This window comes from Nesterenkonia cremea (assembly GCF_014642675.1).
Taxonomy (GTDB): domain Bacteria; phylum Actinomycetota; class Actinomycetes; order Actinomycetales; family Micrococcaceae; genus Nesterenkonia; species Nesterenkonia cremea.
In genome coordinates, this window is record NZ_BMIS01000006.1 from 13,373 (window position 1) to 38,366 (window position 24,994).

Annotated in this window: 24 protein-coding genes, 1 tRNA gene and 1 riboswitch; of the genes, 15 read left to right on the forward strand and 10 right to left on the reverse strand. The window is 68.2% G+C overall.

Annotation, left to right across the window (positions count from 1 at the left end; genetic code table 11):
• Positions 1-9 precede the first annotated feature (9 nt).
• Complete coding sequence (locus tag IEW85_RS07655; RefSeq protein ID WP_188684348.1) at positions 10-990, reverse strand: phosphatase PAP2 family protein; 981 nt, start codon at positions 988-990, stop codon at positions 10-12.
• A gap of 106 nt (positions 991-1,096) precedes the next feature.
• Here IEW85_RS07655 and IEW85_RS07660 point away from each other — a divergent pair, with 106 nt between their 5' ends.
• Both IEW85_RS07660 and menD read left to right on the forward strand, forming a co-directional pair.
• On the forward strand, positions 1,097-2,203 hold the full coding sequence (locus IEW85_RS07660; RefSeq protein WP_188684350.1) for an o-succinylbenzoate synthase: 1,107 nt from the start codon (positions 1,097-1,099) through the stop codon (positions 2,201-2,203).
• 10 nt (positions 2,204-2,213) lie between these two features.
• Complete coding sequence (gene menD, locus IEW85_RS07665) at positions 2,214-4,085, forward strand: 2-succinyl-5-enolpyruvyl-6-hydroxy-3-cyclohexene-1-carboxylic-acid synthase (RefSeq protein ID WP_188684352.1); 1,872 nt, start codon at positions 2,214-2,216, stop codon at positions 4,083-4,085.
• A gap of 134 nt (positions 4,086-4,219) precedes the next feature.
• Here menD and IEW85_RS07670 read toward each other — a convergent pair whose 3' ends face one another.
• Positions 4,220-5,560 (reverse strand): isochorismate synthase, encoded by a 1,341-nt coding sequence (locus IEW85_RS07670; protein ID WP_188684354.1) that lies wholly within the window; start codon positions 5,558-5,560, stop codon positions 4,220-4,222.
• A gap of 119 nt (positions 5,561-5,679) precedes the next feature.
• On the opposite strand from IEW85_RS07670, the gene IEW85_RS07675 reads away from it, so the two are divergent.
• On the forward strand, positions 5,680-6,384 hold the full coding sequence (locus tag IEW85_RS07675; RefSeq protein WP_188684356.1) for a demethylmenaquinone methyltransferase: 705 nt from the start codon (positions 5,680-5,682) through the stop codon (positions 6,382-6,384).
• Between the two features lie 10 nt (positions 6,385-6,394).
• Positions 6,395-7,450 (forward strand): polyprenyl synthetase family protein, encoded by a 1,056-nt coding sequence (locus IEW85_RS07680; protein ID WP_188684358.1) that lies wholly within the window; start codon positions 6,395-6,397, stop codon positions 7,448-7,450.
• Between the two features lie 26 nt (positions 7,451-7,476).
• On the opposite strand, the gene IEW85_RS07685 is transcribed toward IEW85_RS07680, so the two are convergent.
• Together IEW85_RS07685 and IEW85_RS07690 are read right to left on the reverse strand one after the other, a co-directional pair.
• Positions 7,477-8,004: an HIT family protein gene (locus tag IEW85_RS07685; protein WP_188684361.1), complete on the reverse strand. Its 528-nt coding sequence runs from the start codon at positions 8,002-8,004 to the stop codon at positions 7,477-7,479.
• The gene (locus IEW85_RS07690) at positions 8,001-8,450 is read right to left on the reverse strand and encodes a hypothetical protein (RefSeq protein WP_188684363.1); all 450 of its coding nucleotides are present in this window, start codon (positions 8,448-8,450) and stop codon (positions 8,001-8,003) included. The genes IEW85_RS07685 and IEW85_RS07690 overlap by 4 nt, the downstream gene beginning before the upstream one ends.
• Before the next feature lie 127 nt (positions 8,451-8,577).
• Between IEW85_RS07690 and IEW85_RS07695 the strand changes: the two genes are divergently transcribed.
• Positions 8,578-10,002 carry an FAD-dependent oxidoreductase gene (locus IEW85_RS07695; protein ID WP_188684365.1) on the forward strand — a complete coding sequence of 475 codons (1,425 nt, stop codon included), beginning with the start codon at positions 8,578-8,580 and terminating at the stop codon, positions 10,000-10,002.
• Between the two features lie 135 nt (positions 10,003-10,137).
• Here IEW85_RS07695 and IEW85_RS07700 read toward each other — a convergent pair whose 3' ends face one another.
• Positions 10,138-11,028 (reverse strand): M48 family metalloprotease, encoded by an 891-nt coding sequence (locus IEW85_RS07700; protein WP_188684367.1) that lies wholly within the window; start codon positions 11,026-11,028, stop codon positions 10,138-10,140.
• Between the two features lie 140 nt (positions 11,029-11,168).
• Here IEW85_RS07700 and IEW85_RS07705 point away from each other — a divergent pair, with 140 nt between their 5' ends.
• The 3 genes from IEW85_RS07705 (at position 11,169) to IEW85_RS07715 (ending at position 14,269) form a co-directional block, all read left to right on the forward strand.
• Positions 11,169-12,410, forward strand: a complete 1,242-nt coding sequence (locus IEW85_RS07705; RefSeq protein WP_188684369.1) for a Na/Pi symporter — start codon at positions 11,169-11,171, stop codon at positions 12,408-12,410.
• 189 nt (positions 12,411-12,599) lie between these two features.
• Positions 12,600-13,907 (forward strand): Na/Pi cotransporter family protein, encoded by a 1,308-nt coding sequence (locus IEW85_RS07710; protein WP_229658889.1) that lies wholly within the window; start codon positions 12,600-12,602, stop codon positions 13,905-13,907.
• Positions 13,904-14,269 (forward strand): hypothetical protein, encoded by a 366-nt coding sequence (locus IEW85_RS07715; RefSeq protein WP_188684373.1) that lies wholly within the window; start codon positions 13,904-13,906, stop codon positions 14,267-14,269. The genes IEW85_RS07710 and IEW85_RS07715 overlap by 4 nt, the downstream gene beginning before the upstream one ends.
• Before the next feature lie 131 nt (positions 14,270-14,400).
• Here IEW85_RS07715 and IEW85_RS07720 read toward each other — a convergent pair whose 3' ends face one another.
• Positions 14,401-14,889 (reverse strand): YajQ family cyclic di-GMP-binding protein, encoded by a 489-nt coding sequence (locus IEW85_RS07720; RefSeq protein WP_188684375.1) that lies wholly within the window; start codon positions 14,887-14,889, stop codon positions 14,401-14,403.
• A 274-nt stretch (positions 14,890-15,163) separates the two neighbouring features.
• On the opposite strand from IEW85_RS07720, the gene IEW85_RS07725 reads away from it, so the two are divergent.
• Positions 15,164-15,544 carry a hypothetical protein gene (locus IEW85_RS07725; protein ID WP_188684377.1) on the forward strand — a complete coding sequence of 127 codons (381 nt, stop codon included), beginning with the start codon at positions 15,164-15,166 and terminating at the stop codon, positions 15,542-15,544.
• 224 nt (positions 15,545-15,768) lie between these two features.
• A complete protein-coding gene (locus IEW85_RS07730) occupies positions 15,769-16,995 on the forward strand; it encodes a cobalamin-independent methionine synthase II family protein (RefSeq protein WP_188684379.1) in 1,227 nt (408 codons plus the stop codon).
• A gap of 130 nt (positions 16,996-17,125) precedes the next feature.
• Here IEW85_RS07730 and IEW85_RS07735 read toward each other — a convergent pair whose 3' ends face one another.
• Both IEW85_RS07735 and cysK read right to left on the reverse strand, forming a co-directional pair.
• On the reverse strand, positions 17,126-17,278 hold the full coding sequence (locus IEW85_RS07735; protein ID WP_188684381.1) for a hypothetical protein: 153 nt from the start codon (positions 17,276-17,278) through the stop codon (positions 17,126-17,128).
• A gap of 15 nt (positions 17,279-17,293) precedes the next feature.
• A riboswitch (SAM riboswitch) is annotated at positions 17,294-17,404 on the reverse strand.
• A 63-nt stretch (positions 17,405-17,467) separates the two neighbouring features.
• The gene (gene cysK, locus IEW85_RS07740) at positions 17,468-18,430 is read right to left on the reverse strand and encodes a cysteine synthase A (protein WP_188684384.1); all 963 of its coding nucleotides are present in this window, start codon (positions 18,428-18,430) and stop codon (positions 17,468-17,470) included.
• A gap of 159 nt (positions 18,431-18,589) precedes the next feature.
• Here cysK and IEW85_RS07745 point away from each other — a divergent pair, with 159 nt between their 5' ends.
• Complete coding sequence (locus IEW85_RS07745) at positions 18,590-18,832, forward strand: hypothetical protein (protein WP_188684386.1); 243 nt, start codon at positions 18,590-18,592, stop codon at positions 18,830-18,832.
• 8 nt (positions 18,833-18,840) lie between these two features.
• Here the strand turns inward: IEW85_RS07745 and IEW85_RS07750 are convergent, their stop codons facing one another.
• Positions 18,841-20,184: a GntR family transcriptional regulator gene (locus IEW85_RS07750; RefSeq protein WP_188684388.1), complete on the reverse strand. Its 1,344-nt coding sequence runs from the start codon at positions 20,182-20,184 to the stop codon at positions 18,841-18,843.
• Positions 20,185-20,327: 143 nt separating this feature from the next.
• Here IEW85_RS07750 and IEW85_RS07755 point away from each other — a divergent pair.
• Together IEW85_RS07755 and trxA are read left to right on the forward strand one after the other, a co-directional pair.
• Positions 20,328-20,409 (forward strand) — tRNA-Tyr (locus IEW85_RS07755).
• Between the two features lie 223 nt (positions 20,410-20,632).
• Positions 20,633-21,013 (forward strand): thioredoxin, encoded by a 381-nt coding sequence (gene trxA / locus IEW85_RS07760; RefSeq protein ID WP_188684390.1) that lies wholly within the window; start codon positions 20,633-20,635, stop codon positions 21,011-21,013.
• A gap of 30 nt (positions 21,014-21,043) precedes the next feature.
• On the opposite strand, the gene IEW85_RS07765 is transcribed toward trxA, so the two are convergent.
• Positions 21,044-22,078, reverse strand: coding sequence for a DNA-3-methyladenine glycosylase family protein (locus IEW85_RS07765; RefSeq protein WP_188684392.1), 1,035 nt, complete (start codon positions 22,076-22,078; stop codon positions 21,044-21,046).
• A gap of 167 nt (positions 22,079-22,245) precedes the next feature.
• Between IEW85_RS07765 and IEW85_RS07770 the strand changes: the two genes are divergently transcribed.
• Positions 22,246-23,799 (forward strand): pyridoxal-phosphate dependent enzyme, encoded by a 1,554-nt coding sequence (locus tag IEW85_RS07770; protein WP_188684394.1) that lies wholly within the window; start codon positions 22,246-22,248, stop codon positions 23,797-23,799.
• Positions 23,799-24,962: a cystathionine gamma-synthase gene (locus IEW85_RS07775; RefSeq protein ID WP_373286555.1), complete on the forward strand. Its 1,164-nt coding sequence runs from the start codon at positions 23,799-23,801 to the stop codon at positions 24,960-24,962. Before IEW85_RS07770 ends, IEW85_RS07775 begins: the two co-directional genes overlap by 1 nt.
• Positions 24,963-24,994 lie beyond the last annotated feature (32 nt).

Consider the following 24,994-nt stretch of genomic DNA (forward strand, 5'->3'; position numbering starts at 1 on the left):
CCGGGCCGCTCACACCTCGTAGAGGTGGGCGAACTGAGGGGGCACCGGGTACGTGAGCTTCTGCGGCGTCGGGAGAGGGTGACCGCGCATCCGGCGGCCGATCTCCGAATCGAAGAAGTTGATGCCCGCACCGGCGATCAGGAAGCCGGGTCCCACCGAGAGCAGGATGCCGGCCACCCAGTGCCAGGCGCTGGTGGTGTGGCGCTCGTCGGTGACCGCCAGGACGCCGTCGGCGCCTCCGGCGAAGAGGAAGCACAGCGCCGACGCACCGGTGAGGATCACACCCAGGAACCAGGCCAGGCCGGCCGCGCCGCCGGGGGAGGTGTCGTTCTCCAAGGTCACCGTGTTCCATCGCTCCTCGGCGCGCATGATCAGCCAGCCGCCGATCAGACCCCAGGCGCCCACCACCAGGTAGGCAGAGATGATGTCCGAGGGGCGGTGCCAGGTCTCGATGAAGGTGATGGCCCCCACCGCAGTGGCGAAGAAGGCCACCAGGAAGCCCAGCAGCGGACGCTGACGCGGCGCGCTGACCAGGAACACCGCGACGGCGGCCCCTGCCGCCAGCGTGGTGTGCCCCGAAGGCATGGAGTTCACCAGCCACGGCACCCCGTTCTCCGACGAGAGGTCCGGGCGCTCCAGGAAGGTGTTCTTCAGCAGCTGGGTGGTGATGTTCGCCGCCACGAAGGTGGCCACCGCGATGCCCGCGGCGATGAAGCGCTGACGCACCAGCGTGATGATCACGAAGAACAGCGCCGGGATGGCGATGCTCAGATTCAGCAGCCAATGCGGGACGAACCCGCCCTCCTCGAAGGCGGCCCGCTGATGCTCGGCCGCGTGGAACATCGCATGCTCGATCCGCTGGCCCACATAGGACCGGACGAAGAACTCGAAGATGACCAGCACCAGCAGGGCACAGGCTCCCACGGCGATCACCCAGAGGTGAGTGCGCTGAGCCGGACGGCGAAGAGGCGAGGCTGGTGCTTCGGACATGTCTCCAAGTATGGCATCACACCGCGGCTGCGGCCGGGTGGGCAGTGCGGCCGGCGGGTGGTCCGCAGCTGGGCTGAGTGCTGGTCCGCAGACCTAGACTGAAGGCATGTGGCAGCAGGCTGATCCGGACGAGATCCTCCAGAGGGCATGGACTGTGGGCCTGCCGATGCGCACCCGGTTCCGCGGGGTGACTCTGCGCGAGGCGATGCTCATCCAGGGTCCTGCCGGCTGGGGCGAGTTCGCCCCCTTCCCCGAGTACGGCGCTGAGGAGTCGGCCGCCTGGCTGGAGGCCGGGCTCGAGGCCGCCTGGTCCGGACTGGGAGAGCCGCTGCGCCGCGAGATCCCCGTCAACGCGACCATGCCGGCCGTGGGACCGGAGCAGGTGGAGCAGGTGCTGCGCCGCTTCGGCGAGCTGGAGGCCATCCCCGCGGTGAAGATCAAAGTGGCCGAGCCCGGCGTCGGGAGCTTCGAGGAATCCCTGGCAAAGGACCTGGTCCGTGTGCGTGAGGTGCGCCGGCTGGTGCCCCAGGCCGGGCTGCGCGTGGATGCCAACGGCGGATGGACCCAGGAGCAGGCTCTGCGCGCGCTGGACGCCCTGGCCGAGGTGGCCGGTGAGAGCTTCGAATACGCGGAGCAGCCGGTGGCCGGGGTGGACACGCTGGCGCAGCTGCGCGAGGAGCTGGCCCGTCGCGGTGTGGGCATAGCGGGCAACCCGCTGCGGATCGCCGCCGATGAGGCCGTGCGCAAGGCGGAGGACCCGCTGCGGGTGGCCCGGCTGGGCGCGGCCGATCTGATCGTGGTGAAGGTCCCGCCGCTGGGCGGAGTCACCAGGGCGCTGCGGATCGTGGAGGAGTCCGGGCTGGACGCCGTGGCCTCCTCTGCCCTGGACACCTCCGTGGGGCTGAGCGCCGGGCTGGCTCTCGCCGCCCGACTGCCGAAGCTGCCCTACGCCTGTGGACTGGGCACTGCGGCGCTCTTCGAACAGGACGTGGTGGAGCAGCCGCTGATCCCGGCCGGGGGAGTGCTCCCGGTGCCGGGGGCGACCAGGGCTGGTGAGGCTGAGGCGGGGCAGGCTGAGGCTGCGCGGATGACCGCGCCGTCGCCGTCGTCGTCTCTGCTGGAGGCCCACAGGCTCCCGGCTGACCGCGAGGCCTGGTGGAGGTCCCGCCTCCGTGAGGCCCATCATGCGCTGACCGGGGCCGCTCGGATCTAGGATTGGGGGCATGACTTCTTCCCGGCGGCCGTTCCGCGAGTTCGACGACTCCTACGACGCCGAGTCTCTGCGCATGGCCCGCCGGGTGGTCCGCGGCCTGACCATGTCCATGCAGCACATCGTGGTGGCCCCCGGATCCCGCTCCGCCCCGCTGGCCTATGCGCTGCGTGAGGCCGAGGAGCTGGGCGCCATCACCGTCCACATCCGGATCGATGAGCGCTCCGCCGCCTTCACAGCCCTGGGCCTGGCCATGGCCACCGGCCGCCCCACCGGCGTGGTCACCACCTCCGGCACCGCCGCGGGCAACCTGCTGCCCGCCGTGATGGAGGCCGAGCTCTCCGGCGTCCCGCTGGCGGTCATCACCGCCGACCGTCCCGAAGAGCTGCACGGCACCGGCGCCAACCAGACCACCTGGCAGCAGGGGATGTTCGCCGGACGCGTCCGCGACGAGGTCCACCTGGAGCAGTCCGACATCCTCGAGGGCCACCTGCGCCTGGAACCCGCCTCCCGCGACGACCTCATGGCTGTGGAGACCCAGGTGGGGCTGCTCATGCGCCAGGCCACCGCCTCCTCCGCCACCTCGGTGCCCGGACCGGTGCACCTGAACATCGGCTTCCGCGACCCGCTGGTCCCCACCGGGATCTCCTCCACCCAGCAGGCGCTGCAGCGCTGGGCCCGCAAACCCTTCCTCCCCGCAGAGGACCGTGAGACCGCAGCCCCGCAGCAGAGGATCGACGACGCCGACCTCGGCACCTTCCGCACCGCCTTCGTCTTCGGCCATGACGCCCCCGCCGTGGCAGTGGGCCTGGCCCAGCAGCTGGGCCACCCGATCCTCGCCGAACCCAGCAGCGGCGCCCGCTGGTCCGACACCGGTGCCGTCCAGGGATACCGGCTGCTGCTCCAAGCACCCGAGGGCTCCGCGGCCGCCGAGCTGCGCGAGCAGGTGCAGCGGGTGGTGGTGGTCGGGCGCCCCACGCTGACCCGGCCGGTGCAGCAGCTGATCCGGCGCCGGGACGTCCAGGCGGTGCAGTACGCCCCGCGGCGGCTGGCCTGGTCCGATGAGCGGCTGCCGCGCCGGAGCCTGCGCGAGCTGGACGAGCTGGCAGAGTTCGCCGGCCGAGCCCCGGCGGGCTGGCAGGAGGCCTGGCAGGAGAAGGGCATCGCCGCTCAGCGGATGATCGACGCCGCCCTGGGAGAGCAGGAACAGCTGAGCTCAGTGCGGGCCGCCCAGTTCGTGGCCGAGACTGTGCGCACTCCGCTGCTGCTGGGCTCCTCCTCCGTGATCCGCGACGTGGACCTGGCCGCTGCGCTGACCCGCCCGGCGGCCGAGCCGGGTGCTGGGGTAGGTGCAACCGGCGTCGGGGGTGCTGTGGGTGCCGCCGCCGACCGCGGCGCGGAGGATCGCCGGATCTATGCGCTGCGCGGCGTCTCCGGGATCGACGGCAATCTCTCCGCAGCGGCCGGCGTCGCGCTGCACCGTCAGCGGCGGGTGACAGCGCTGGTGGGGGACCTGACCTTCCTGCACGATCTGAACACGCTGTTGGTCCCCTCCACCGAGGAGCGGCCGCACCTGGACATCGTGGTGATCAACGACGGCGGCGGGGCGATCTTCGACCAGCTCGAGCATGGTGAGGTCGGCCGGCGCCGCGGGAACCAGCAGGTGGTGGAGCGGTTCTTCGGGACGCCGCAGTCGGTGGAGATCGAGCAGCTGGTCATCGGGTTCGGGCATGAGCACCGGCGGGCTGAGACAGTCCAGGACCTCGAGGCCGCACTCGCCGGACCCGATGACCGGGTGGGGGTCCGGGTGATCGAGGTCCGCACCGACCGCGCCCCGCTGCGCGACTTCCACGCAGAGCTCACCGCCCGCGCCGCGGAGCTCTAGGGCCGCTGCGGCTGAGCCCACGCCCCACCACTTGTGTGGGCACTTCCACACGTTCTGAGGCTTCCCGACGCCGTCAGATCACCTCGAACTGCCCACACAACGGTCAGTGGCTGGGGGTGCGCTCCGCTGAGGGGTCAGCGCTTCAGGCCCAGGGCTCCGAGCATGGGGCGCATCTTCGCCCAGGTCTCGGCCAGCTCGGAGGCAGGCTCGGAGCCTGCCACGATCCCGCAGCCGGCGTAGAGCCGCAGCTGCCGGTCCTCATTCTCCAGGACGCCGCCGCGCAGGGCGATGCCCACATCGGCGTTGCCGCGGGTGTCCACCCAGCCCACCGGACCGGAGAAGGGGCCGCGGTCGATGTCCTCCAGCGCGCCGATCAGCCCGGCCGCCGTCGCCGTCGGGGTTCCGCAGATCGCCGCCGTCGGGTGGGCCCGCTCGGCCACCAGCAGCGGGGAGATGGGTTCGGCGCCCTCCTCGGCGGTGCTGAGCCGGCCGGTCACATCGGTGGAGAGGTGGTAGACGTTGGGCAGCTCGAGCACAGCGGGCGGGGTCTGGGCGCGCAGCTGTGCGCTGACCGGGGCCAGCTGCTCCAGAAGCGACTCCACGGCCAGAGTGTGCTCATTGCGCTGCTTGGGGTTCTCCACCAGCTGCACGCGGGCGCCCTGCTCGCCGAGGGAGCGGTCCACTGTCCCGGCCAGCACGCGGGCGAAGAGCTCCTCGCCGCGGACCTGGACCAGCATCTCCGGGGTGGCGCCCAGGACGTCGCCGGCGCGGTAGGTCCAGCAGTCGGAGTAGTCGCGGGTCAGCCGGGCCAGCAGTGGACCGGGCGGCAGCGGGGCCTCGGCGGCGGCGACGGCGTCGCGGGCCAGCACCAGCTTCTCCAGCCGGCGCTCGCCGATGGCGGCCACTCCGGCCTCCACCGCGTCCATATAGTGCTGCTCGGGATGCGTGCCCGCGTGCAGCTGCGCCTGCGGGACGGCCGCGGGGGAGGCAGAGAGTGCAGAGAGGGCTCCGTCATCCAGCCGCAGACCGTGCTTCTGCAGCAGCTGATCCAGCGGGAAACCTTCAGCAGCCGGTTTCTCAGCCGACCCGCTCTCAGGCTCAGAGACGACGACGCCGGTCAGCCAGGTCCCCTGCTCGGTCACCGCAAGGATCAGCTCGGGCAGGATCAGCCGGGATGCGGAGGAGGAGTCGGAGGAGTAGGTGATGGAGGAGAAGGCCGTGGGCCCCGCACCTGCGGGCAGGCCGTCCAGGCTGGGGCCCTGCCAGCTGAGGCTGTCCCACCAGTGGGCCAGATCGGCGAACCGGTCCGCACCGGAGGCGGAGGTCTGCGCGGCCACACCCAGCCCGAGCCGCCCCTGCTCCTGGCGGATCCACGCGCCGCTGGGCTGGGCCGCGGCCAGCAGCTCCACGAGCCCACCGTGGATGCGGTCCACTGCCACACAGCAGAAACGCATAGGACCGGACGCATCACTCACAACCCACCACTCTATCCTTTCCTTCAGCCCTGCTCGCGGCCCCAGCGATCTGGCCGACTGCGCCGGACCGGGCGCCCGCGGGGACACCCCAGCACCCCAGGCTGTGCGAGAATGCTGGGGTGAATCGCGCCAGTCTTGCCAAGAAGCCCTCGGACGTCGCCTCCATGTTCGACGAGGTGGCCGCACGGTATGACCTGACCAACGATGTGCTCTCCTTCGGTCAGACAAAACGCTGGCGCAAGAAGCTGGTCCAGGCGCTGGCGGTTCAGCCCGGCGAGCGGGTTCTGGACCTCGCGGCCGGCACCGGCAGCTCCACTGAGCCCTTTCACGACGGCGGCGCGGAGGCGATCGCCTGCGACTTCTCCCTGGGCATGCTCCAGGTGGGCAAGCGGCGTCGTCCTGATATGACCTTCGTGGCTGGGGATGGGATGAACCTCCCCTTCGCCGATGACACCTTCGATGCCGTCACCATCTCCTTCGGGCTGCGCAACATCGTGGAGCCGGAGGTCGGCCTGCGCGAGATGCTGCGGGTGACCAAGCCCGGCGGCCGGCTGGCGGTCATGGAGTTCTCCGACCCCACGCATCCGGCGTTCAACACGGTCTACAACGAGTACCTGATGAAGGCGCTGCCCCCGGTGGCCCGCGCCGTCTCCTCCAACCCGGGGGCCTATGTGTACCTGGCCGAGTCCATCCGCGCCTGGCCGGATCAGAACGAGCTCGGCGGCATCATCGCCGACGCCGGCTGGTCCGGTGTCCTGTACCGGAACCTGACCGGCGGGATCGTGGCCATCCATCACGCCGTGAAGCCGGCGGAATCTCGGTAGGCTGGACGCGATGACTGATTCCTCCCCTGAGACCTCCGCGGAGCAGGCCGTGAAGCTGCCCGCCGGCTTTGAGGTGCTCACTGCTGACGAAGACCTCGCGGTGGAGGTCTATCACGCGCTCAACGACGTCGAGGAGCGCCTGCTTCAGGCACTGTCCTCCCCGGACCAGACCGCCGACTCCTCAGCTCGGTACCTGGCCGAGGCCGGCGGGAAGCGGGTCCGCCCGCTGCTGACGGTGCTGACCTCCATGCTGGGGGAGGGGGCCGGCCACGAGGTGCTGCAGGCCGCCGTGGTCATGGAGATGACACATCTGGCCACGCTGTACCACGACGACGTCATGGACTCCGCCCCGGTGCGCCGCGGCGCCCCCTCCGCCCATGAGGTGTGGGGCAACTCGGTAGCCATTCTGGCCGGCGACCTGATCCTTGCCCGCGCCTCCCAGATGATGTCTGAGCTGGGCGAGCAGGGCACGCGCATCCAGGCGCGGACCTTCGAGCGCCTGGTGATGGGGCAGCTGCATGAGGCGGTCGGCGTCTCTGAGGGGGCTGATCCCAAGGAGCACTACCTGAGCGTCATCGCCGATAAGACCGGCTCGCTGGTCGCCTCGGCCTCCTGGCTGGGCGCCCACTTCGGCGGCTGCTCGCCAGAGGTCACCCGGAGGCTGGAGGAGTACGGCGAGGCTGTGGGCGTGGCCTTCCAGCTGGCCGATGACGTGATCGACCTCAGCGCCGACGGCGAGGCCTCCGGCAAGACTCCGGGCACGGATCTGCGCGAGGGTGTCCCCACGCTGCCGGTGCTGCTGCTGCGCGAGAAGGTCGCCCAGCAGGGTGATCAGACCGCTGAGGCCCAGCGCGTGCTGGACCTGGTGGAGGGTGACCTCAGCTCCGATGAGGCCCTGGCGGAGGCTGTGGCCGCCGTCGTCGCCCATCCGGTGATGGAGGAGGCCTGGCAGGCCGCTCACGGCTGGGCGGAGAAGGCCAAGGCTGCGATCGCTCCGCTGCCGGAGTCCACGGTGAAGACGGCGCTGAACTCTTTCGCCGACGCCGTGGTCGAGCGCGACGGCTGATACGCGCCCCTGGTCAGCACCGCTGGTCAGCGCCCCTGGCCTGTGCCCGGTGGTCGACGGTCTGCCAGCACCTGCTTCAGCGCCGCGCTGAGCTCCTGAGCCTTCTGCGCCCGGACCTCCACGTCCACGGGATGGCGGATCTGTCGGTAGAGCATGTCGTCGCGGTACCGCGGGAAGACGTGCAGGTGGTAATGCCACACATGCTGGTTGCCGGCGGGCTCATTATGCTGACGCACTGAGGTCCCCTCCGGGTTCCAAGCCAGCTTCATCGCCACGGCCACATCGCGGGACATGGCCCCGATCTTCCCCAGCAGGTCGTCGCTGAGATCGTAGAGCGCCTCATAGTGCCGGACTGGGACGATCATGGCATGGCCCTCATGGGGCCCGAATCCGTCGCAGGCCATGAAGACCAGCAGCTCATCGTCCTGGTGGACCACATCGCTGAGCTCGCAGCGGTTCCCCGGATCGGAGACGTCTCCAGCGGCCAGCCCACAGAAGGGGCAGACATACCCCTGCGGGGCATGGGACTGCCAGAGCGGTGCCGGAAGCGTCACTCCTCCTCCTCGAAGGAGAACTCCAGCAGATCGAAGACGAACTCGCTGACGGTGGCGGCCTCCTCGGACCACTCGTCCTTGTCATTGTTCCGCCGCAGGATCAGCGGATCCGGCACCTGGAGATCAGAGGTGTCTACGCCCCAGACCCAGCGCTCCTCCTCGTCCTCGAGGAAGATCAGGCAGCCGTCCTCGATCACCAGCTCATCGGGATCGAAGAAGAAGTGGTACGCCTCCATGATCTCTTCGCAGCTGCCCAGCGCCCGGTAGAACTCCTCGAGCACCAGCGGCAGCCGCAGCGTGGCCGGAAGCTCGGAGTCCGCCAGCAGCTCCTGCAGCTCCTCAGCGGTGAACCCCTCCTCAGCGGTCCATTGGTCGTCGAGGTACTTCGGCACCAGGGCCTTGAACTTCTCGAGGAACATGTCCGTCTCTGCGCTCGTGGAAGCCATGCCGGCAGTCTATCGGTCGGGGTAGCGGGTCGGCGTCGGGAAGAAGCGGCGGGCCAGGTACGTTCCCTCTTATGCCGTGCTTTACGGCATACTGTTCTGAGGTAATCGAGCAGAAGGAATCCTCTCCGTGTCCAACCCGCAGAATCGCCCTGTCCGAGTCGCCGTCGTCGGCGCTGGCCCCGCCGGTGTCTACGCCTCGGACATCCTGGCCAAGGCGCACAAGAAGAACGACGTCGAGTTCAGCATCGACCTCTTCGACCGCTACCCGGCCCCCTTCGGATTGATCCGCTACGGCGTCGCGCCGGATCACCCGCGCATCAAGGGCATCATCAAGGCTCTGCACAAGGTCATGGACCGCGGGGACATCCGCCTGCTGGGCAATGTGGACATCGGCACCGACCTCACCCTGGAAGATCTGCGCGCCCACTACGACGCCGTCATCTTCTCCACCGGTGCCATCAAGGACGCTGCGCTGAACATCCCCGGCATCGAGCTGGAGGGATCCTACGGCGCCGCCGACTTCGTCTCGTGGTACGACGGCCACCCCGACTACCCGCGCGAGTGGCCTCTGGGGGCAGAGAAGGTCGCGGTCATCGGCAACGGCAACGTGGCCCTGGACGTGGCACGGGTGCTCTCCAAGCACGCCGAGGACCTGCTGAGCACGGAGATCCCGGAGAACGTCTACACCGAGCTGCAGAAGTCCTCGGTCTCCGACGTCCACGTCTTCGGCCGCCGCGGCCCGGCGCAGGTGAAGTTCACCCCGCTGGAGCTGCGCGAGCTCTCCCACAGCCGCGACGTCGACATCGTCCTCTATGAGGAGGACTTCGAGTTCGACGAGGCCTCCGATGAGGAGATCCGCACCAACAACCAGGTCAAGACCATGGTCAACACGCTGGCCAACTGGCTGGTGGAGCAGGAGGAGCGCACCGAGGAGGCCTCCCGGAAGTTCCACATGCACTTCCTGCACCAGCCGGTGGAGATCCTCGAGGGGCGCGACGCCGAGGGCAACGGCACCGGCAAGGTGGCCGGCATCCGTTTCGAGCGTATGGAGCTCGACGGCACCGGCAGCGCCAAGGGCACCGGCGAATTCGTGGACTACGAAGTGGAAGCCGTCTACCGCGCGGTGGGCTACTTCGGATCCGAGATCAGCGGCATCCCCTTCGACGAGAAGAAGGGTGTCATCCTCAACGAGGCCGGCCGTGTGCTGGACGAGTCCGGCGAACACATCCCCGGCACCTATGCCACCGGCTGGATCAAGCGCGGCCCCGTGGGTCTGATCGGCCACACCAAGGGCGACGCCCTGGAGACCATCGGCTGCCTGTTGGAGGACGTCCACCAGCTGCCCGTGGCGGAGAACCCGGATGAGCAGGCGGTCATCGACCTGCTGGAGTCCCGCGGCGTGGAGTTCACCACCTGGGAGGGCTGGTTGAAGCTCGATGAGCACGAGGCCGGGCTGGGAGAGGCCTACGGCGAGCTGCCCGACGGCACCCTCCGTGAACGGGTGAAGGTGGTCCAGCGCGAGGAGATGGTCCGCATCTCCCGCGAGAGCTGACCCACTCCTCACGCCGACACCCTCGTTTTACCAAGCGATTCTCGGATTACCCTGCGTATGCGGGCCGGTAATCTGAATTCAGCTTGGTAAAACGAGGGTGTCGATGCACGTGGGCCCGACGCCGATGCCGGCGCCTCAGCTTCCGGAGCTGCCTCGGTGGCCGGCCATCTCCTCCAGCCGGGCGATCCGCTGATCCATCGGCGGGTGGGTGGAGAACATCTGCTTGGCGCGCGGCCCGAACGGGTTGGCGATCATCATATGGGCGTGCGCGTCGTGCTTGGGGTCCTCCTTCATGGGGTACCGCGAGATGCCGCGGTCCAGCTTGTCCAGTGCGGAGGCCAGGGCGAGCGGGTCGCCGCTGAGCTGGGCGCCGTCGGCGTCGGCGTCGAACTCACGGGTTCTGCTGATCGCCATCTGGATCAGGCTGGCGGCCACCGGCATCAGGAAGACCGCCAGGATGGAGCCGATGAGCATGAGCGGGTTGCCGCCCTGCTGATTGCCGCGTCCGCCGCCGAAGAGCAGGAAGAACTGCGCGATGGTGGTCAGGAAGCCGGCGACGGCGGCCGCCACCGAGGAGATCAGGATGTCTCGGTTGTAGACGTGCATCAGCTCATGGCCGGTGACCCCGCGCAGCTCACGTTCGTTGAGCAGGTTCAGGATGCCTTCGGTGAAGCAGACGACGCCGTTCTGCGGGTTCCGCCCGGTGGCGAAGGCGTTCGGCGTGGGAGTGGGTGCGATGTAGATGCGCGGCATCGGCTGCTGGGCGCGATGGGCCAGCTCCTCCACCATCCGATGCAGCTGAGGGGACTCCTCCTTGGACACCGGGCGGGCCTTCATGGCGCGCAGGGCGATCTTGTCGGAGTTCCAGTAGGAATAGGCGACGGAGACCAGCCCGATGCCGGCAAAGATGAACAGGAACGCAGGGGTCCCGGAACTGTAGGCGACCACTGCGCCGACTGCCAGCAGCAGCGCGAAGAGGAAGGCCAGCAGGCCCGCCGTGCGCAGCCGTCCGTGGTGGTGATGCATAGGGAACCTCCGCTGAATCGGCGTTGAGAGACCTGATAGTGATCAACACCATCGTATCTGCGAGACTTCCCAGCTTCGGGTCGCCGGTGAGCGACCTCATGTTCACCTTTCGTTCACCTTGTGGTGTCACTGTTCATGACATGACCACATCGCCGCTGGCCGATGAGCGGAAGAGCCCTTCCCGCGAAGAGCACGCGACCTCGGAAGAGGTGGCGCATCTCTCCAGTCCCTTCGAGCGGTTCGGATTGACCGGCCGCGCTCTGCAGATCGTCAATTGGCTGGCCGTCGTGGCCGCTGTCTACGTGCTGATCACCGCTGTCGGTGTCATCGGTTCGGGCTTCAAGATCGCGACAGGCGATCAGGCCGAGACGCTCTTCGAATTCGCGACCAACCCCATCATCGGGCTGATGATCGGTGTGGTGGCCACCGCCTTGACCCAGTCCTCCTCCACCACCACCTCGGTGACGGTGGGCCTGGTGGCCGGCGGTCTGCCGCTGACCGTGGCGATCCCGATCATCATGGGCGCCAACATCGGCACCACCCTGACCAACACTCTGGTCAGCCTGGGCATGGTCAAGGACAAGGACGCCTTCCGCCGCGGCTTCGCAGCGGCCACCGTCCACGACTTCTTCAACCTGATCGCCGTGGCGATCTTCCTGACCCTGGAGATGGCCTTCGGCCTGCTGGAGCGCCTGTCCACCTCGCTGGCCAGCGTCAGCTCCGGCACCGACGGCGGCTTCGTCGCCAGCATCTTCGGCGGCATCGGCACTGTGGTCGAGGTGATCACCGAGCCGCTGGCCGATGGCATCGAGGCCGGCCTGGGCTGGGTGCCCGGCATGTGGCAGGGCATCGCGATGATCGTGGTGGCTGTGGCGCTGATCCTGATGGTCATCAACTTCATCGGCCGCCTGCTCAAAGTGCTGATGGTCGGACGGGCCAAGCAGGTCCTCCACGCCGCCATCGGGCGCAACCCCCTCACGGGCATCGCCTCCGGCACTGCTGTCACCGTGATGGTGCAGTCCTCCTCCACCTCCACCGCCCTGGCGGTGCCGCTGGCAGGATCCGGCGCCTTCACCCTGAAGCAGATCTACCCCTACACCCTGGGCACCAATATCGGCACCACGGTCACCGCGCTGATCTCCGCCTTCGCCTTCACAGGCCCTGAGGCGACCATCGCCCTGACCGCAGCCTATGTGCACCTGCTGTTCAACGTGCTGGCCGTGACCCTGATCTACGGGCTGCCGTTCCTGCGAAACCTGCCCCCGCGCGGCGCCACCTGGCTGGCCGCCCTGGCTGCGGAGAAGAAGATCTACGCGGCCATCTGGGTCCTGGGCGTCTTCGTGGCCGTCCCGCTGGCCCTGATCCTGGTGACCTCCCTCTGAACTCCTGCTGAACCGGCCGGGCCTGACCAGGACTGATGCCGGCGTCGGGAATCTCTTCACCGACTCCACGTGCTGTTAACCTTCGGTTTCCCTCCGAGCCATGTCTCTTCCCCACACTGGGGGTGACTGTCGAGGAGGGTGCTGAGCGGCGCCCTGCCTCTGGAAGCCATGAGGGGAAGAATCATGACTGTGGACCCGTCTGCTCGCGATCGTGCTGAGGACAGCACGGCGCTGCGCGACCGCCTCGAGGATCAGCAGGATGCGGCAGTCCAGGCGGAGCGTGCCTCCCAGCTCGCTGAGGAGGTCACGGAGCAGGACGCTCGGAAGCGGCTCATCAGCGTCTTCGAGGACGTCGGTCTGCGCGGCCGGGCGCTGGACGTGGCCAACTGGCTCTCCGTGGTGGCCGGCATCTGGGTGCTCATCACCGCGGTCTCGGTGATCGGCGACGGATTCGGCCTGGCCACCGGCGGCGAGGCGGAGAACCTCTTCGACTTCGCCTCCAACCCGCTGATCGCGCTGATGATCGGTCTGGCCGGCACGGCGCTGACCCAGTCCTCCTCCACCACCACCTCCATCACAGTCGGCATGGTGGCCGGCGGCCTGCCGCTGCACATCGCCATCCCGATCCTGATGGGTGCCAACCTCGGCACCACCATGACCAACACGCTGGTCAGCCTGGGCATGATCCGGGACAAGGACGCCTTCCGCCGCGGCTTCGCCGTGGCCACCGTCCACGACTTCTTCAACCTGCTGGCCGTGTTCATCATCCTGCCCCTGGAGCTGATGACCGGCTTCCTGCGCCGGGCCTCCGAGGCGGTCACCGCTCCGATGGCCTCGGCCGACGGCAGCTGGCTGGCCTCAGGATTTGAGGCGGTGGGCGACGGCATCGGGTTCGTGAAGGATCCGGGTGCGGATGCCATCGTCTTCGGCACCAGCTTACTGCCCGAGCTGTGGCAGGGCATCGCCCTGATCGTGGTGGGCATCGCGCTGATCATGCTGGTCATCAACTTCATCGGCAAGATGCTCAAGGTGCTGATGGTGGGCCAGGCGCAGAAGGTCCTGCACAACGCCATCGGCCGCGGCCCGGTCTCCGGCGTGACCTCCGGCGCGCTGATGACCGTGATGGTCCAGTCCTCCTCCACGACGACGGCGCTCACCGTCCCGCTGGCAGGATCCGGCCACTTCGGGCTCAAGCAGCTCTACCCGTTCACCGTGGGTGCGAACATCGGCACCACGATGACCGCCCTGATCGCAGCCTTCGCCTTCACCGGTGCCGAGGGTCAGCTGGCCCTGCAGGCGGCACTGATCCACCTGTTCTTCAGCCTCAGTGCACTGGTCCTGATCTTCTGCATTCCGGGCCTGCGCAACCTGCCGCCGATGGCGGCCCAGACCCTGGCCGACCTCTCTGCGGAGCGGAAGATCTACGCCGCCGTGTGGACCCTCGGCGTCTTCGTCGTCCTTCCGCTGAGCCTGATCTCTGTGAGCGTGATGCTGTGACTGCTGAACGGAAGGACCAGGAAGAGCTCCGCGACATGGAGGTCGAGCTCGAGCTCATCCTCCAGGACGCTGAGGTCACCGTCGCCAAGATCCGTGAGGAGCTGGCCCAGCACCGCCAGCTGCGCCGTCAGCGCGAGCAGATCGAGCGGCTCCCCGAATACCTGGCTCAGACCGAGGTTCGCTGGCGCGATATGCGGGTCCTGTTGGACGAGGTCCGCAGTGAGCTCTCTGCGGGGGAGCAGGATGCCGCTGAGGCGAACGGAGCGGCAGGAGCTTCCGACGCCGGCGCCTCCGGTGCTGACGGAGCGGCTGAGGGATCCGCAGAGGGCCCGGACGAGGGAGCAGCACGCCCCGCCTCCTGAGCGGCCTACTGACACGAAGAAGGGCCGAGGGCGGAAGTATCCGTCCTCGGCCCTTCTTCCTGTGCGCGGGTGAAAGCCGCCTGAGCTCGTGCCGCTGTGTGACCGGCTGAGCTGTGTGATCGGCTGAGAGCTCAGCGCATGTTCACGAACTGCAGGGCGGCGTCCTCGAAGTCCTTGAGCAGGGCGATGGCCTCCTGGAGGTCGTCGCGGGACTTGGAGGTCACGCGCAGCTCATCTCCCTGGATCTGAGCCTTCACCGACTTGGGGCCCTCATCGCGGATGATCTTGGAGATCTTCTTGGCGGTGGGCTGGTCGATGCCCTCCTTGATGGCGCCTTCGATCCGGTACTCCTTGCCGGAGGCGTAGGGCTCGCCGGCGTCGAAGGACTTCAGGGAGATGCCCCGCTTGACCAGCTTGGAGCCGAAGACGTCCTTGACCGCCTTGGCGCGCTCCTCGGAGTTCGCCTTGATCAGGATGTTCTCCCCGGAGTAGTCGACCTCAGCGCCGGTGCCGCGGAAGTCGTAGCGCTGGGAGATCTCCTTCTGCGCCTGGTTCAGCGCGTTGGAGACCTCCTGCTTATCCACTGTGGACACGATGTCGAAGCTTGATTCCTTAGCCATGTGTTCAGTCTAAAGGGGTGGGGAAGGGCGCTTCGTCTCTGTTCAGGTTCTGAGGGTTCGGTGGGTGGAGGCGGGGTGATGAGCCGATCATGCGGACCTAGGATGAGCGGAGACATGGTGAGGACGAACAGAGGAGAACTGGTGGAAGGCCAGCAGGGAAGCCGGTCAGGGCGTGCAACTGGTCTGGCCGCCGCGGTGCTCCTCATGACCGGCTGCGGAACAGGCCCTGACGTGGGATGGGGGACCCTGGACGGTGGAGTGTTACCGAGAAGAGATGGCACCGCGGGAATGCGCGGTGGGCGCGTACCAGTACCGCGTCGGTTTCGTGACTGACCACCTGGAGGAAGAGGAGATCCTTGAGCGTTCCGAGGAGTTCGCAGAAGACCTCGCGCTGACACCGGCAGAGGGCAACAGTGTGGATGCTGAGGGCACCAATGTCATCTGGTCGGCGGGTCAGGAGGAAGGCCGTCAATTCGTCGCGACGGCCACTGGGGCTGAAGAAGGGATGCGGATTCTGTACCACACGCGATGCTCCGATCACCCGACAGTCCAGGAGGATTTTGAAGAGCGCAGGGAGCAGCAGCGTGAGGAGCGCCGGGAACAGTACCCTTCCCTGTCGGCGAAGGCGAAGACGAATCCTGAACCGTTCACATAGTGGATCCTCAGCTGTGCAGTTGAACATATCGACGCCGATTACGTAGTCTCAGAATCGCAGCGAGCATGCGAAGCCTCGCGCCTGTCATGGGCACCGCTGCGGACTTTGACCCTCGCTCGTCGGTGGGGACTGTCCGCGGCCTGGAGCGGGGCGGCGTCGGCGTCGTCCTCCTCCTTAGGCTTCACGGATGATCTCCGCCGTGCACCTGAAAGGAAGAAGTGCGCATGCCGCAGTCTCTGAATCCTGAGGAGCAGATCCTCGTCAGCACCGCGGGCTCCCTGCCCCGGACCCCTGAGCTCATCGCCGCCAACGCAGCACGCGAGCTCGAGGACGACGGCTTCACCCTGAAGAAGACCCCCGAGTTCGACGCCCTGCTCTCCGAAGCTGTGGTGAACCTGGTCAAGCGCCAGGCCGAGCTGGGTGTCACGCTCCCCGGCGACGGCGAATACGGCAAGGCCATGTCTTCGGCAGTGGACTACGGCGCCTGGTGGTCCTACGTCTTCCAGCGGGTGGGCGGCCTGGAAGTCACCGGTGAGAGCCTCTTCAACTGGCCCCACCAGGAGTCCTCCCCGGGCGACCTGAAGCTGACCAATATGCTCAACCGTCGCGACTGGGCGAAGTTCAAGGACTTCTACACCGAGACTTCGCCCACCGGCGAGCACGCCGTCCCCTTCCCGGCCACCACCGGTGAGCTGACCTGGCGCGGCCAGGAGGCGGTGGAGGCCGACATCGCCAACCTCAAGAAGGGCCTGGAGGCGGCTGGCCTGGAGCAGGGCTTCCTGACCTCCATCGCGCCGGGCTCCGGAGCACGCGTGCCCAACTCGCACTACGCGAGCGAGGAGCAGCACCTCTACGCCTGGGCTGAGGTGCTGCGCAACGAGTACAAGGCCATCACCGACGCCGGCCTGATCCTGCAGCTCGACGACCCCTGCCTGGCCGAGAACTGGGACCAGATCACCCCCGAGCCCTCGGTGGAGGACTACCGGAAGTTCACCCAGCTGCGGATCGAGGCACTGAACTACGCGCTGCGTGACATCGACCCCGAGCAGGTCCGCCTGCACATCTGCTGGGGCTCCTGGCACGGCCCGCACACCACAGACCTGGAGTTCAAACACATCGCAGACCTGTGCCTGGGCGCAGACGCCAAGTACTTCACCTTCGAGGCCGGCAACGTCCGCCACGAGCACGAGTACACCGTCTGGGACGACCTGAAGCTGCCCGAGGGCAAGGTCATCGTCCCCGGTGTGGTCTCTCACGCCACCAACGTGGTGGAGCACCCTGAGCTGGTCGCTCAGCGCCTGACCCGCTTCGCCGAGCGCGTGGGCGCGGAGAACGTCCAGGCCGGCACCGACTGCGGACTGGGCGGACGCCTCCACCCGGACATCGCCTTCGCCAAGCTGGAGTCTCTGGGCAAGGGCGCGGCCCTGGCCTCGGAGCGCCTGCTCGGGTGAGCCGACCGGGCTGAGCTGCCAGGACTGAACAGGCGGGGACTGATCAGGCCCGGCGCCCACACAGAAGAACGGCCTCCCCTCTTCGGAATCTCGAAAGAGGGGAGGCCGTTCTTAGGCGACCAGTCAGCGCTCACGCGGCGAGCATTCGACACTCCGCGTCCTGCAGCTCCTCCCCGGTGCGGCGCTCCAGGCGCGCGCCGGGGACCGGCGGCAGCGCAGAGGCCGCCAGAGCCAGGAAGGTGTCAGCCTCAGAGACGATCTGAGAGGCGAGAGAGTCAGTCATTGACATGAGGAGTCCTTTCCATCGTCGGATCCTCTCGGACCCTCTGGCGGTAGCACCCGGCAGAACAGAGTCCCCGGGTTGCTGCGGCGTCGTCGAGCCAGATCTCTCAGCCGCTCTGGATGGGTGCATGCGCTGATCTCAGCGCCTCTCCAGGCTACCTCGCGCAGGCGCCCGGCGGAACCACCAGCGTCACACTGCTTCACCCGCGGCCGGGATCTTCCCGCTGTACAGGCCGGTGGAGAGGTAGCGCTCACCGCTGTCGGCGAAGACGGTCACGATGGTCTTGCCCTCGTTCTCCGGGCGCACCGCCAGCTGACCTGCGGCGTGCAGCGCAGCACCGGAGGAGATGCCCACCAGCAGTCCCATGGAGCCGGCGAGCTCGCGGGCCACGCGGTAGGCCTCGGCGCCGGGGACGTCCAGGACGTCGTCGGCCAGCTCCAGGTCCAGCACCGGCGGGATGCCGTTGCCGCCGATGATCCCCTGGATCAGATGCGGGTTGAAGCCCTCGCCCCCGTTGCGCAGCACCGGAGCCTCGGCGGGCTCGACAGCGACCACCTGCACCTCGGGATTCTGCGACTTCAGGTACTCGCCGGCACCGGTCATCGTGCCGCCGGTTCCGGTGGTGGCCACGAAGAAGTCCAGCTGGCCGTCGGTGTCGCGCCAGATCTCCGGACCAGTGGTCTCGCGGTGGATCTTCGGGTTGGCGGGATTGCCGCCCTGTCCGGCCAGGAAGGCTCCGGGAGTCTCCTCCACGATCTGCCCGGCGCGCTGGTTGGCTCCGGCCATCGCGTCCTTGCCCGGGGTGAGCACCACTTCCGCACCCAGGGCCTCGAGCAGGGAGCGGCGCTCCACGGAGGCGTCGTCGGGCATGGCGATGATGACCGTGTACCCCAGGGCGGCACCTACCCAGGCCAGTGCGATGCCGGTGTTGCCGCTGGATGCCTCCACGATGGTGCCGCCCGGGGGCAGCTTCCCCTCAGCGATCGCCGTCTGCACGATGGACAGCGCCGTGCGGTCCTTCACGTTGGAGGCGGGGTTGTAGAACTCAAGCTTGGCCAGCACCGTCGCCCGGGCTCCCGGGACAGCGGCGGTGACGTCGAGCAGCGGAGTGTTGCCGACCAGTTCGGTGGGGTTTGAGTAGATACGGGCCATGCCCCAATCTTCCTACATCCGCCCGGAGCTTCCCAGGGTTGCGTCATACAGGTGGTCACAATGATGAACTCATGTGACGCATCGCTTGATCCGCGGGGCATCCGGAGCGGAACAATGGCACCTGTCCCGATCCGTGCGGCACACCAGAGGAGGAGTCCGTTGTCCGCTGCCACTCTTCCCGTCGCCCAGGGGCCGGCGGCCTGCGTCATCCACGACAACCCCGAGTGGATCCCTTCCTTCGAGGAGCCCTTCGCCGGCGCGGCCGTCGACTTCGCCGTCTGCGAGGTTCCCTCAGGGGCTGAGGCGACCGACGGTGCTGAGCCCGACGCCGGTGCAGAGGCCGGCCGCGTCCCCGCGGCGCAGCAGATCGTCCGCTTCCAGGGGGAGCGGCTGCGCGCGTGAGAGAAGTCCTAGACCGGGGAGGTCCGCAGCGAACCGTCCGCGGCCAGAGCGATGAGCTGAGCCAGCTCGTCGAGCTTCTTCGCGTCCTCGGGCAGCTGTGCGGTGGAGAGCCGCAGCAGCCCGGTGGCCGGAGTGTCGGTGAAGGCGGCGGACCCGACGCCGACGATCACCCCGCGGCTGCTCAGGGCCAGAGCCGCGGTCTGCTCCTCGCGGACCTCCACCCAGAGGGACCAGCTGCCCTCGGCGCTGCGGGCGGTCAGCCCGGCCGCGGCGAAGCGGTCCAAGGCCAGCTGGCGCCGGAAGGTGTAGTGCTCGCGGGCCAGCTCCAGGCGGCGCGGAGTGCGGAAGTCCTTCATCGCAGCGACGATGGTCTGCTGCAGCAGGCGGCTGTTGGAGCCCAGTCCGCCGGTGCGGCTGTGCTCGGCCGCCTCCACCAGATCCCGGCCGCCTCCGATCACCGCAGTGCGCATATCCACGCCGAAGGCGCGGCAGAAGGCGCTCACCCGCAGCGAGCGCTCCGGCAGCAGTGCGGCCAACGACGCCGGCTCCACCGCGGAGAGCGGGCCCAGCGGGTCATCCTCGATCACCACAGCGGAGGTGGGGGAGAGCACTGCATGCAGCTCCTCCGCGCGCTCATCGGTGAGGGTGTGCCGTTCGGCGAAGGCGCCGTCGGGCCAGTGCAGGAAGGCGCGCGCCCCGGCGTCGAGTGCGGTCTGCAGATCACCAGGAAGCGGGCCGGACTCATCGGTGCCCACACCCAGCGGGGTCAGGCCGGCGTCGCGCAGCGTATCCACCACACCGGGAGCCGCGGGGACCTCCACGGCGATGGAGTCGCCGGGGGATACGGCGGCATGAACTGCCATCCACAGGCCCTCGGCGCCGCCGCCGGCCGCGGTCCATGCCTCCGGCTCAGAGGGCCAGTGCTGCTGGGCGACCGTCTGGAGGTCGGTGGTGATGTACTCGCGGCCCCAGCGGTTGAAGTCCTGATGGTTCAGCGCCTTGGCCACCGCATCGGACAGTGGAGGCAAGAGTGCGGCGTCGGGGCTGTGCATCAGCAGATCCACCGAGGTCCAGCCGCCGAAGCTGCGCAGTCTGCGCTGGTCCGCATCCAGGATGCGGGTGCCGCCGCGGCGGCGGGTCTCCACCACGTTCTCCTCGCGGAGGATGCCCCAGGCCTGGGCGATGGTTCCCACGCTGACCCCGATCTCCTGAGCGACGTCGCGGACAGTGGGCAGGCGCATACCTGTGGTGAGGTCACCTGAGGCGACCATCCGTCGGATCTGGTCGGCGATGCCAGTGGGGGAGCGCTCGCTGAGCTGCTGGGCGAGCGCTTCGGCCTCGATATCAGCCACGGGAGGACTCCAAAATCTGGGCGGGCGAAGATGGCAGTAGTGTCTGTCAGCCTACTGGTTTCCCGCAACCACGCCGATTCGACGATTTTCTATGACTTCGCTAAAGTTGTGGGGTGCCTCGCCGCGGTGAGGTGCTGGAACTCGGCGGATTACCCGAGCGGCCAAAGGGGGCTGACTGTAAATCAGCTGGCATTGCCTACGGGGGTTCGAATCCCTCATCCGCCACCGAGAGAAGAAGGGCGGCTCCGATATGGGGCCGCCCTTCTTGCTGTCTGGGGCTGTCCCCATACATCGGGGAGAAGCGCCTGATCAGCGGAATATCGTGGGGTGATCCGCTCAGGTTCCGTGGCCGGCGTCGGGCGCTGATCGCGCCTATTCCGCCTTTCGCCGGGGGCGTATTCAGGATGTGTGAAGTGCGCCGAAATCTCTCTCGCGTATCGTGGCGGCCATGGCTACCAAAGACCTGACCACAGCAGAGTTCCAGCAGACGCTGGAGGACAACGACATTCTGCTCATCGACTTCTGGGCTGATTGGTGCGGTCCCTGCAAGCAGTTCGCCCCCATCTACGAAGAGGTCTCGGAGCAGCACCCCGAAGTGACCTTCGCCAAGGTGGACACTGAGGCAGAGCAGGAGCTGGCCGCTGCGGCGAACATCTCCTCCATCCCCACGCTGATGGCCTTCCGCGAGAAAGTGCTCGTCTTCTCCCAGCCCGGTGCACTCAACGCCGACCAGCTCAACGAGGTCATCACCGCGGTGAAGGGCCTGGACATGGGAGAGGTCCATAAGCAGGTCGCTGAGCAGGACCAGGGCGACTCCCAGGAGTCCTGAGCCCCTCACGCTCCAGCCGGGGGCTCGGCCTCAGCGGCGCCGGTGGTCCTCCGGGGCCAGCATCGGGCCGAACCGCTGCTGGCGGTATCCGCTGACCCGCAGCAGCCGGATCACCCGGTGCCGGTGCGGACGGTAGGGCTCCAGCAGACGCAGCATGCCGGCGTCGTCGGTTCTGCGCCCTGAGAGGGCCTCGCCCACCAGATGGGGCAGATGCCAGTCCCCGACGGCAGGCAGATCCGCCGCGCCGTGGGAGCGCTGCAGCGCCTCCGCGGCCGTCCACTCGCCGATCCCCGGGATCGAGGTCAGCTGCGCGGCCAGCTCTGCCACGGCGTCCCGCTCCACCGGCGTCTCCGCCAGGCGGTGGACTGCCGAAGCGCGGCCAGCCACCCGTTGGACGGTGGCCGAGAGCGGCGGCTGAACCCAGAGCTGATGCCAGGCCCAGGATGGCACGGCACGCAGCTGTTCAGCCGTCAGCGGCAGGCGCATCCACTGGGGCGCCTGCAGATCATCTGAGGACGGCGGCTGGTCCCCGTATCTCGTCAGCAGGTTCCGCCAGCTGTGCCGCGCCTGGTCATGGGTGACCTTCTGCTCCAGGATCACTGTGATGAGCTGATCGAAGAGCTGCCCGGTGGCCGGCAGTCGCAGCCCAGGATGGCGACGCCGAACCCTCGCCAGCGCGAGCGAGGCATCGTCCTCCAGCGCATCCAGCAGGAATTCGAAGTCGGACCAGTCATCCTCGGTGCCCAGCAGCTGTGGCGCCCGGTCCAGTGCGGCTGAGGCGGCCTGCTCCGAGGGCCCCAGCGCGCGGACCCGCACCTGCCTCGCGCTGAGCTGGTCCAGGCGCAGCGTGACAGAACCGATCTGCCCGGAACTCTGCTGTCCGGCGCCGTCATAGATCCGGAAGCACATCCACGCCCCGGCACCCGGGGTCCCGCCCGGGCCGCCGCGGTGCTCGCCGGGGTCCACGCGCATGGCCGGATCTCCGTGGCCGCGCTGCAGGATGCCCAGGCTGCGCGGCAGGTCGAAGGCCGTGCCCAGGTCCACCACAGTCTGCGCCAGATGCATCGAACCCACCCTACTCCGGCCCCCGGCCCGTTCAGTCGTCGCGCAGGTGTCGGAATGAGGCCTTCCGCACACGTATTCCGACACCTGCGCGACAACCAGAGCAATGATGTTTCTCCAGAAGACGCGAAACCTCGGCGGGTTCATCACGCGGCGGTAGCCTGGGGGCCATGAAATACGCCCACTCCGTCGTCGACCTGATCGGCCGCACCCCGCTGGTGAAGCTGAACCGGGTGACCGAAGGTATCGAAGCCACTGTCCTGGTCAAACTCGAGTATCTGAACCCGGGCGGCTCCATCAAGGACCGCATCGCGCTGAAGATGATCGAAGACGCGGAGAAGGCCGGCAAGCTCAAGCCCGGCGGCGTGGTCGTGGAGCCCACCTCCGGCAACACCGGCGTGGGCCTGGCCCTGGTGGCCCAGCAGAAGGGCTACCGCAGCGTGTTCATCACCGTGCCCAAGGTGGCCCAGGAGAAGCGAGACGTGCTGCGCGCCTACGGCGCCGACGTCGTCGTGGGCCCCACCGGTGTGCCCGCGGACTCGCCCCTGAGCTACTACGGGATCTCCGATCAGCTGGCCGAACAGATCGCGGGCGGCTTCAAGCCCGATCAGTTCTCCAACCCCGGCGCCCCCGCCTCCCACTACGAGACCACCGGCCCGGAGATCTGGGAGGACACCGAAGAGAAGATCACCCACCTGGTGGTCGGTGCAGGCACCGGCGGCACCGTCACCGGCACGGGCCGCTACCTCAAGGAGGTCTCCGCGCAGCGCGAGTCAGGCCCGGTGCGCGTGGTCGTGGCCGACCCGGACGGCTCCATCTACTCCGGCGGCGAGGGCCGCCCCTACTTCGTCGAGGGTGTGGGCGAGGACGTGTGGGTCAAGAACTATGACCCCAAGGTCCCCGATGAGCACCACACCATCACCGACGCAGAATCCTTCGCCATGGCCCGCCGCCTGGCCACTGAGGAGGGCCTGCTGGTGGGCGGCTCCTCCGGCACCGCCGTGGCCGCGGCGCTGAAGGTGGCCGAGGGGCTGGGTCCCGACGACGTCGTCGTCGCCGTGCTGCCTGACTCCGGCCGCGGCTACCTGGCCAAGATCTTCAACGACCAGTGGATGATCGACCATGGCTTCGGCGAGGTCGTCTCCACCTCCACCGGCACCGAGATCAGTGTGAAGACCACCGACGAGGTCTCCTCGGCAGTGCGCGACGGCGTCATCGCCGCCGAGGCTGAGGCCCAGCCGCAGGCTCCGGGCACCGGCCCACAGAGCCCGGAGACCACGACGGCGGCGGACCTTCTGGGTGCCAAGAAGGACCTCTTCAACGACTCCGAGTTCGGCGGCGCGCTGCCCGAGGTCATCTCCATCCCGCGCACCACCACACTGCGTGAGGCCGTCTCGGTCATGAACCGCTACGGGATCGACATCGTCCCGGTCATCGACCAGCCCAGCCGTGTGGCGCGCATCGGCGAGGTCTACGGGATCGTCGACGTCGAGGGTCTTTCCGACGCGATCATCGTGGGGAAGGTCCACCCGGAGGAGCCGGTCTCCGACCACCTCAGCGCTGAGCTGCCGCTGGCCGGGATCACCGAGACCGTGCCGCAGATCCTGGAGAAGCTGCGGAAGAACCCCACCCTGCTGGTGGCGCGCGACGGCGACATCGTCGGTGTGCTGACCCGCAACGACCTGCTGGCCCACCTGTCCGGTGCAGAGAAGGAAGAGAACTGATGTCCCAGAAGAACCACGGCTTCTCCACTCACGCCATCCACACCGGCCAGGAGGTGGATGAGGTCTATGGCGCAGTGGTCCCGCCCCTCCATCTCTCCACCACCTATGCTCCCGACGGCATCGGCAACCTGCGCAACGGCTATGACTACGGCCGCGCCGGCAACCCCACCCGCACCGCCCTGCAGGAGCAGCTGGCGGCGCTGGAGGACGGCGCCCACGCCTTCAGCTTCGGGTCCGGCCTGGCCGCCGAAGACGCCGTGATCCGCGGACTGATGCGCCCGGGGCAACGGATCGTGATGGGCAACGACGCCTATGGCGGCTCCTACCGGCTGATCTCCCGGATCCACGGGGACTGGGGCATCGCCAACACGCCGCTGGACCTGAGCGATCTGGACCGTGTGGCCGCCGAGCTGGACGCTTCCGACGCCACGCTGCTCTGGGTGGAGACACCCTCGAATCCGCTGATGGCTGTGACAGACATCGCCGCCCTGGCGACGATCGCCCATGACAACGGCGCCCTGCTGGTGGTGGACAACACCTTCGCCACCCCGTACCTGCAGCGTCCCTTGGAGTTGGGTGCCGACGTGGTGGTCCACTCCACCACCAAGTACATCGGCGGCCACTCCGACGTCGTCGGCGGTGCCGTGGTCCTGGGCGAGGGCGCTGAGGAGCTGGCCGAGAAGGTCGCCTTCCAGCAGTTCGCCGTGGGTGCGGTCTCCGGCCCGCTGGATGCCTACCTGACCACCCGCGGGCTGAAGACCCTGGGCGTGCGGATGGACCGCCACTGCGAGAACGCCCAGAAGATCGCCGAGTACTTCGCCGATCACTCGGCCGTGGAGAAGGTGCTCTACCCTGGGCTTCCGGACCACGCCGGCCACGACCTGGCCAAGCGCCAGATGAGCGGCTTCGGCGGCATGGTCTCCATCCAGCTGGCCGGTGGCGAGCCCGCCGCCCGCAAGGTGGCCGAGGGTACGCAGCTGTTCATCCTGGCCGAGTCCCTGGGTGGCATCGAGTCCCTGATGAACTACCCGCATGAGATGACCCACGCCTCGGTCCGCGGCACTGAGCTGGCCGTCCCGGAGAACCTGTTGCGCCTGTCGGTGGGCATCGAGGACGCCGAGGACCTGATCGATGACGTGGAGCGTGCGCTCGGGGCGGTCTGAGGCTCTCGCAGCACCTATGGTCGGCATCGCAG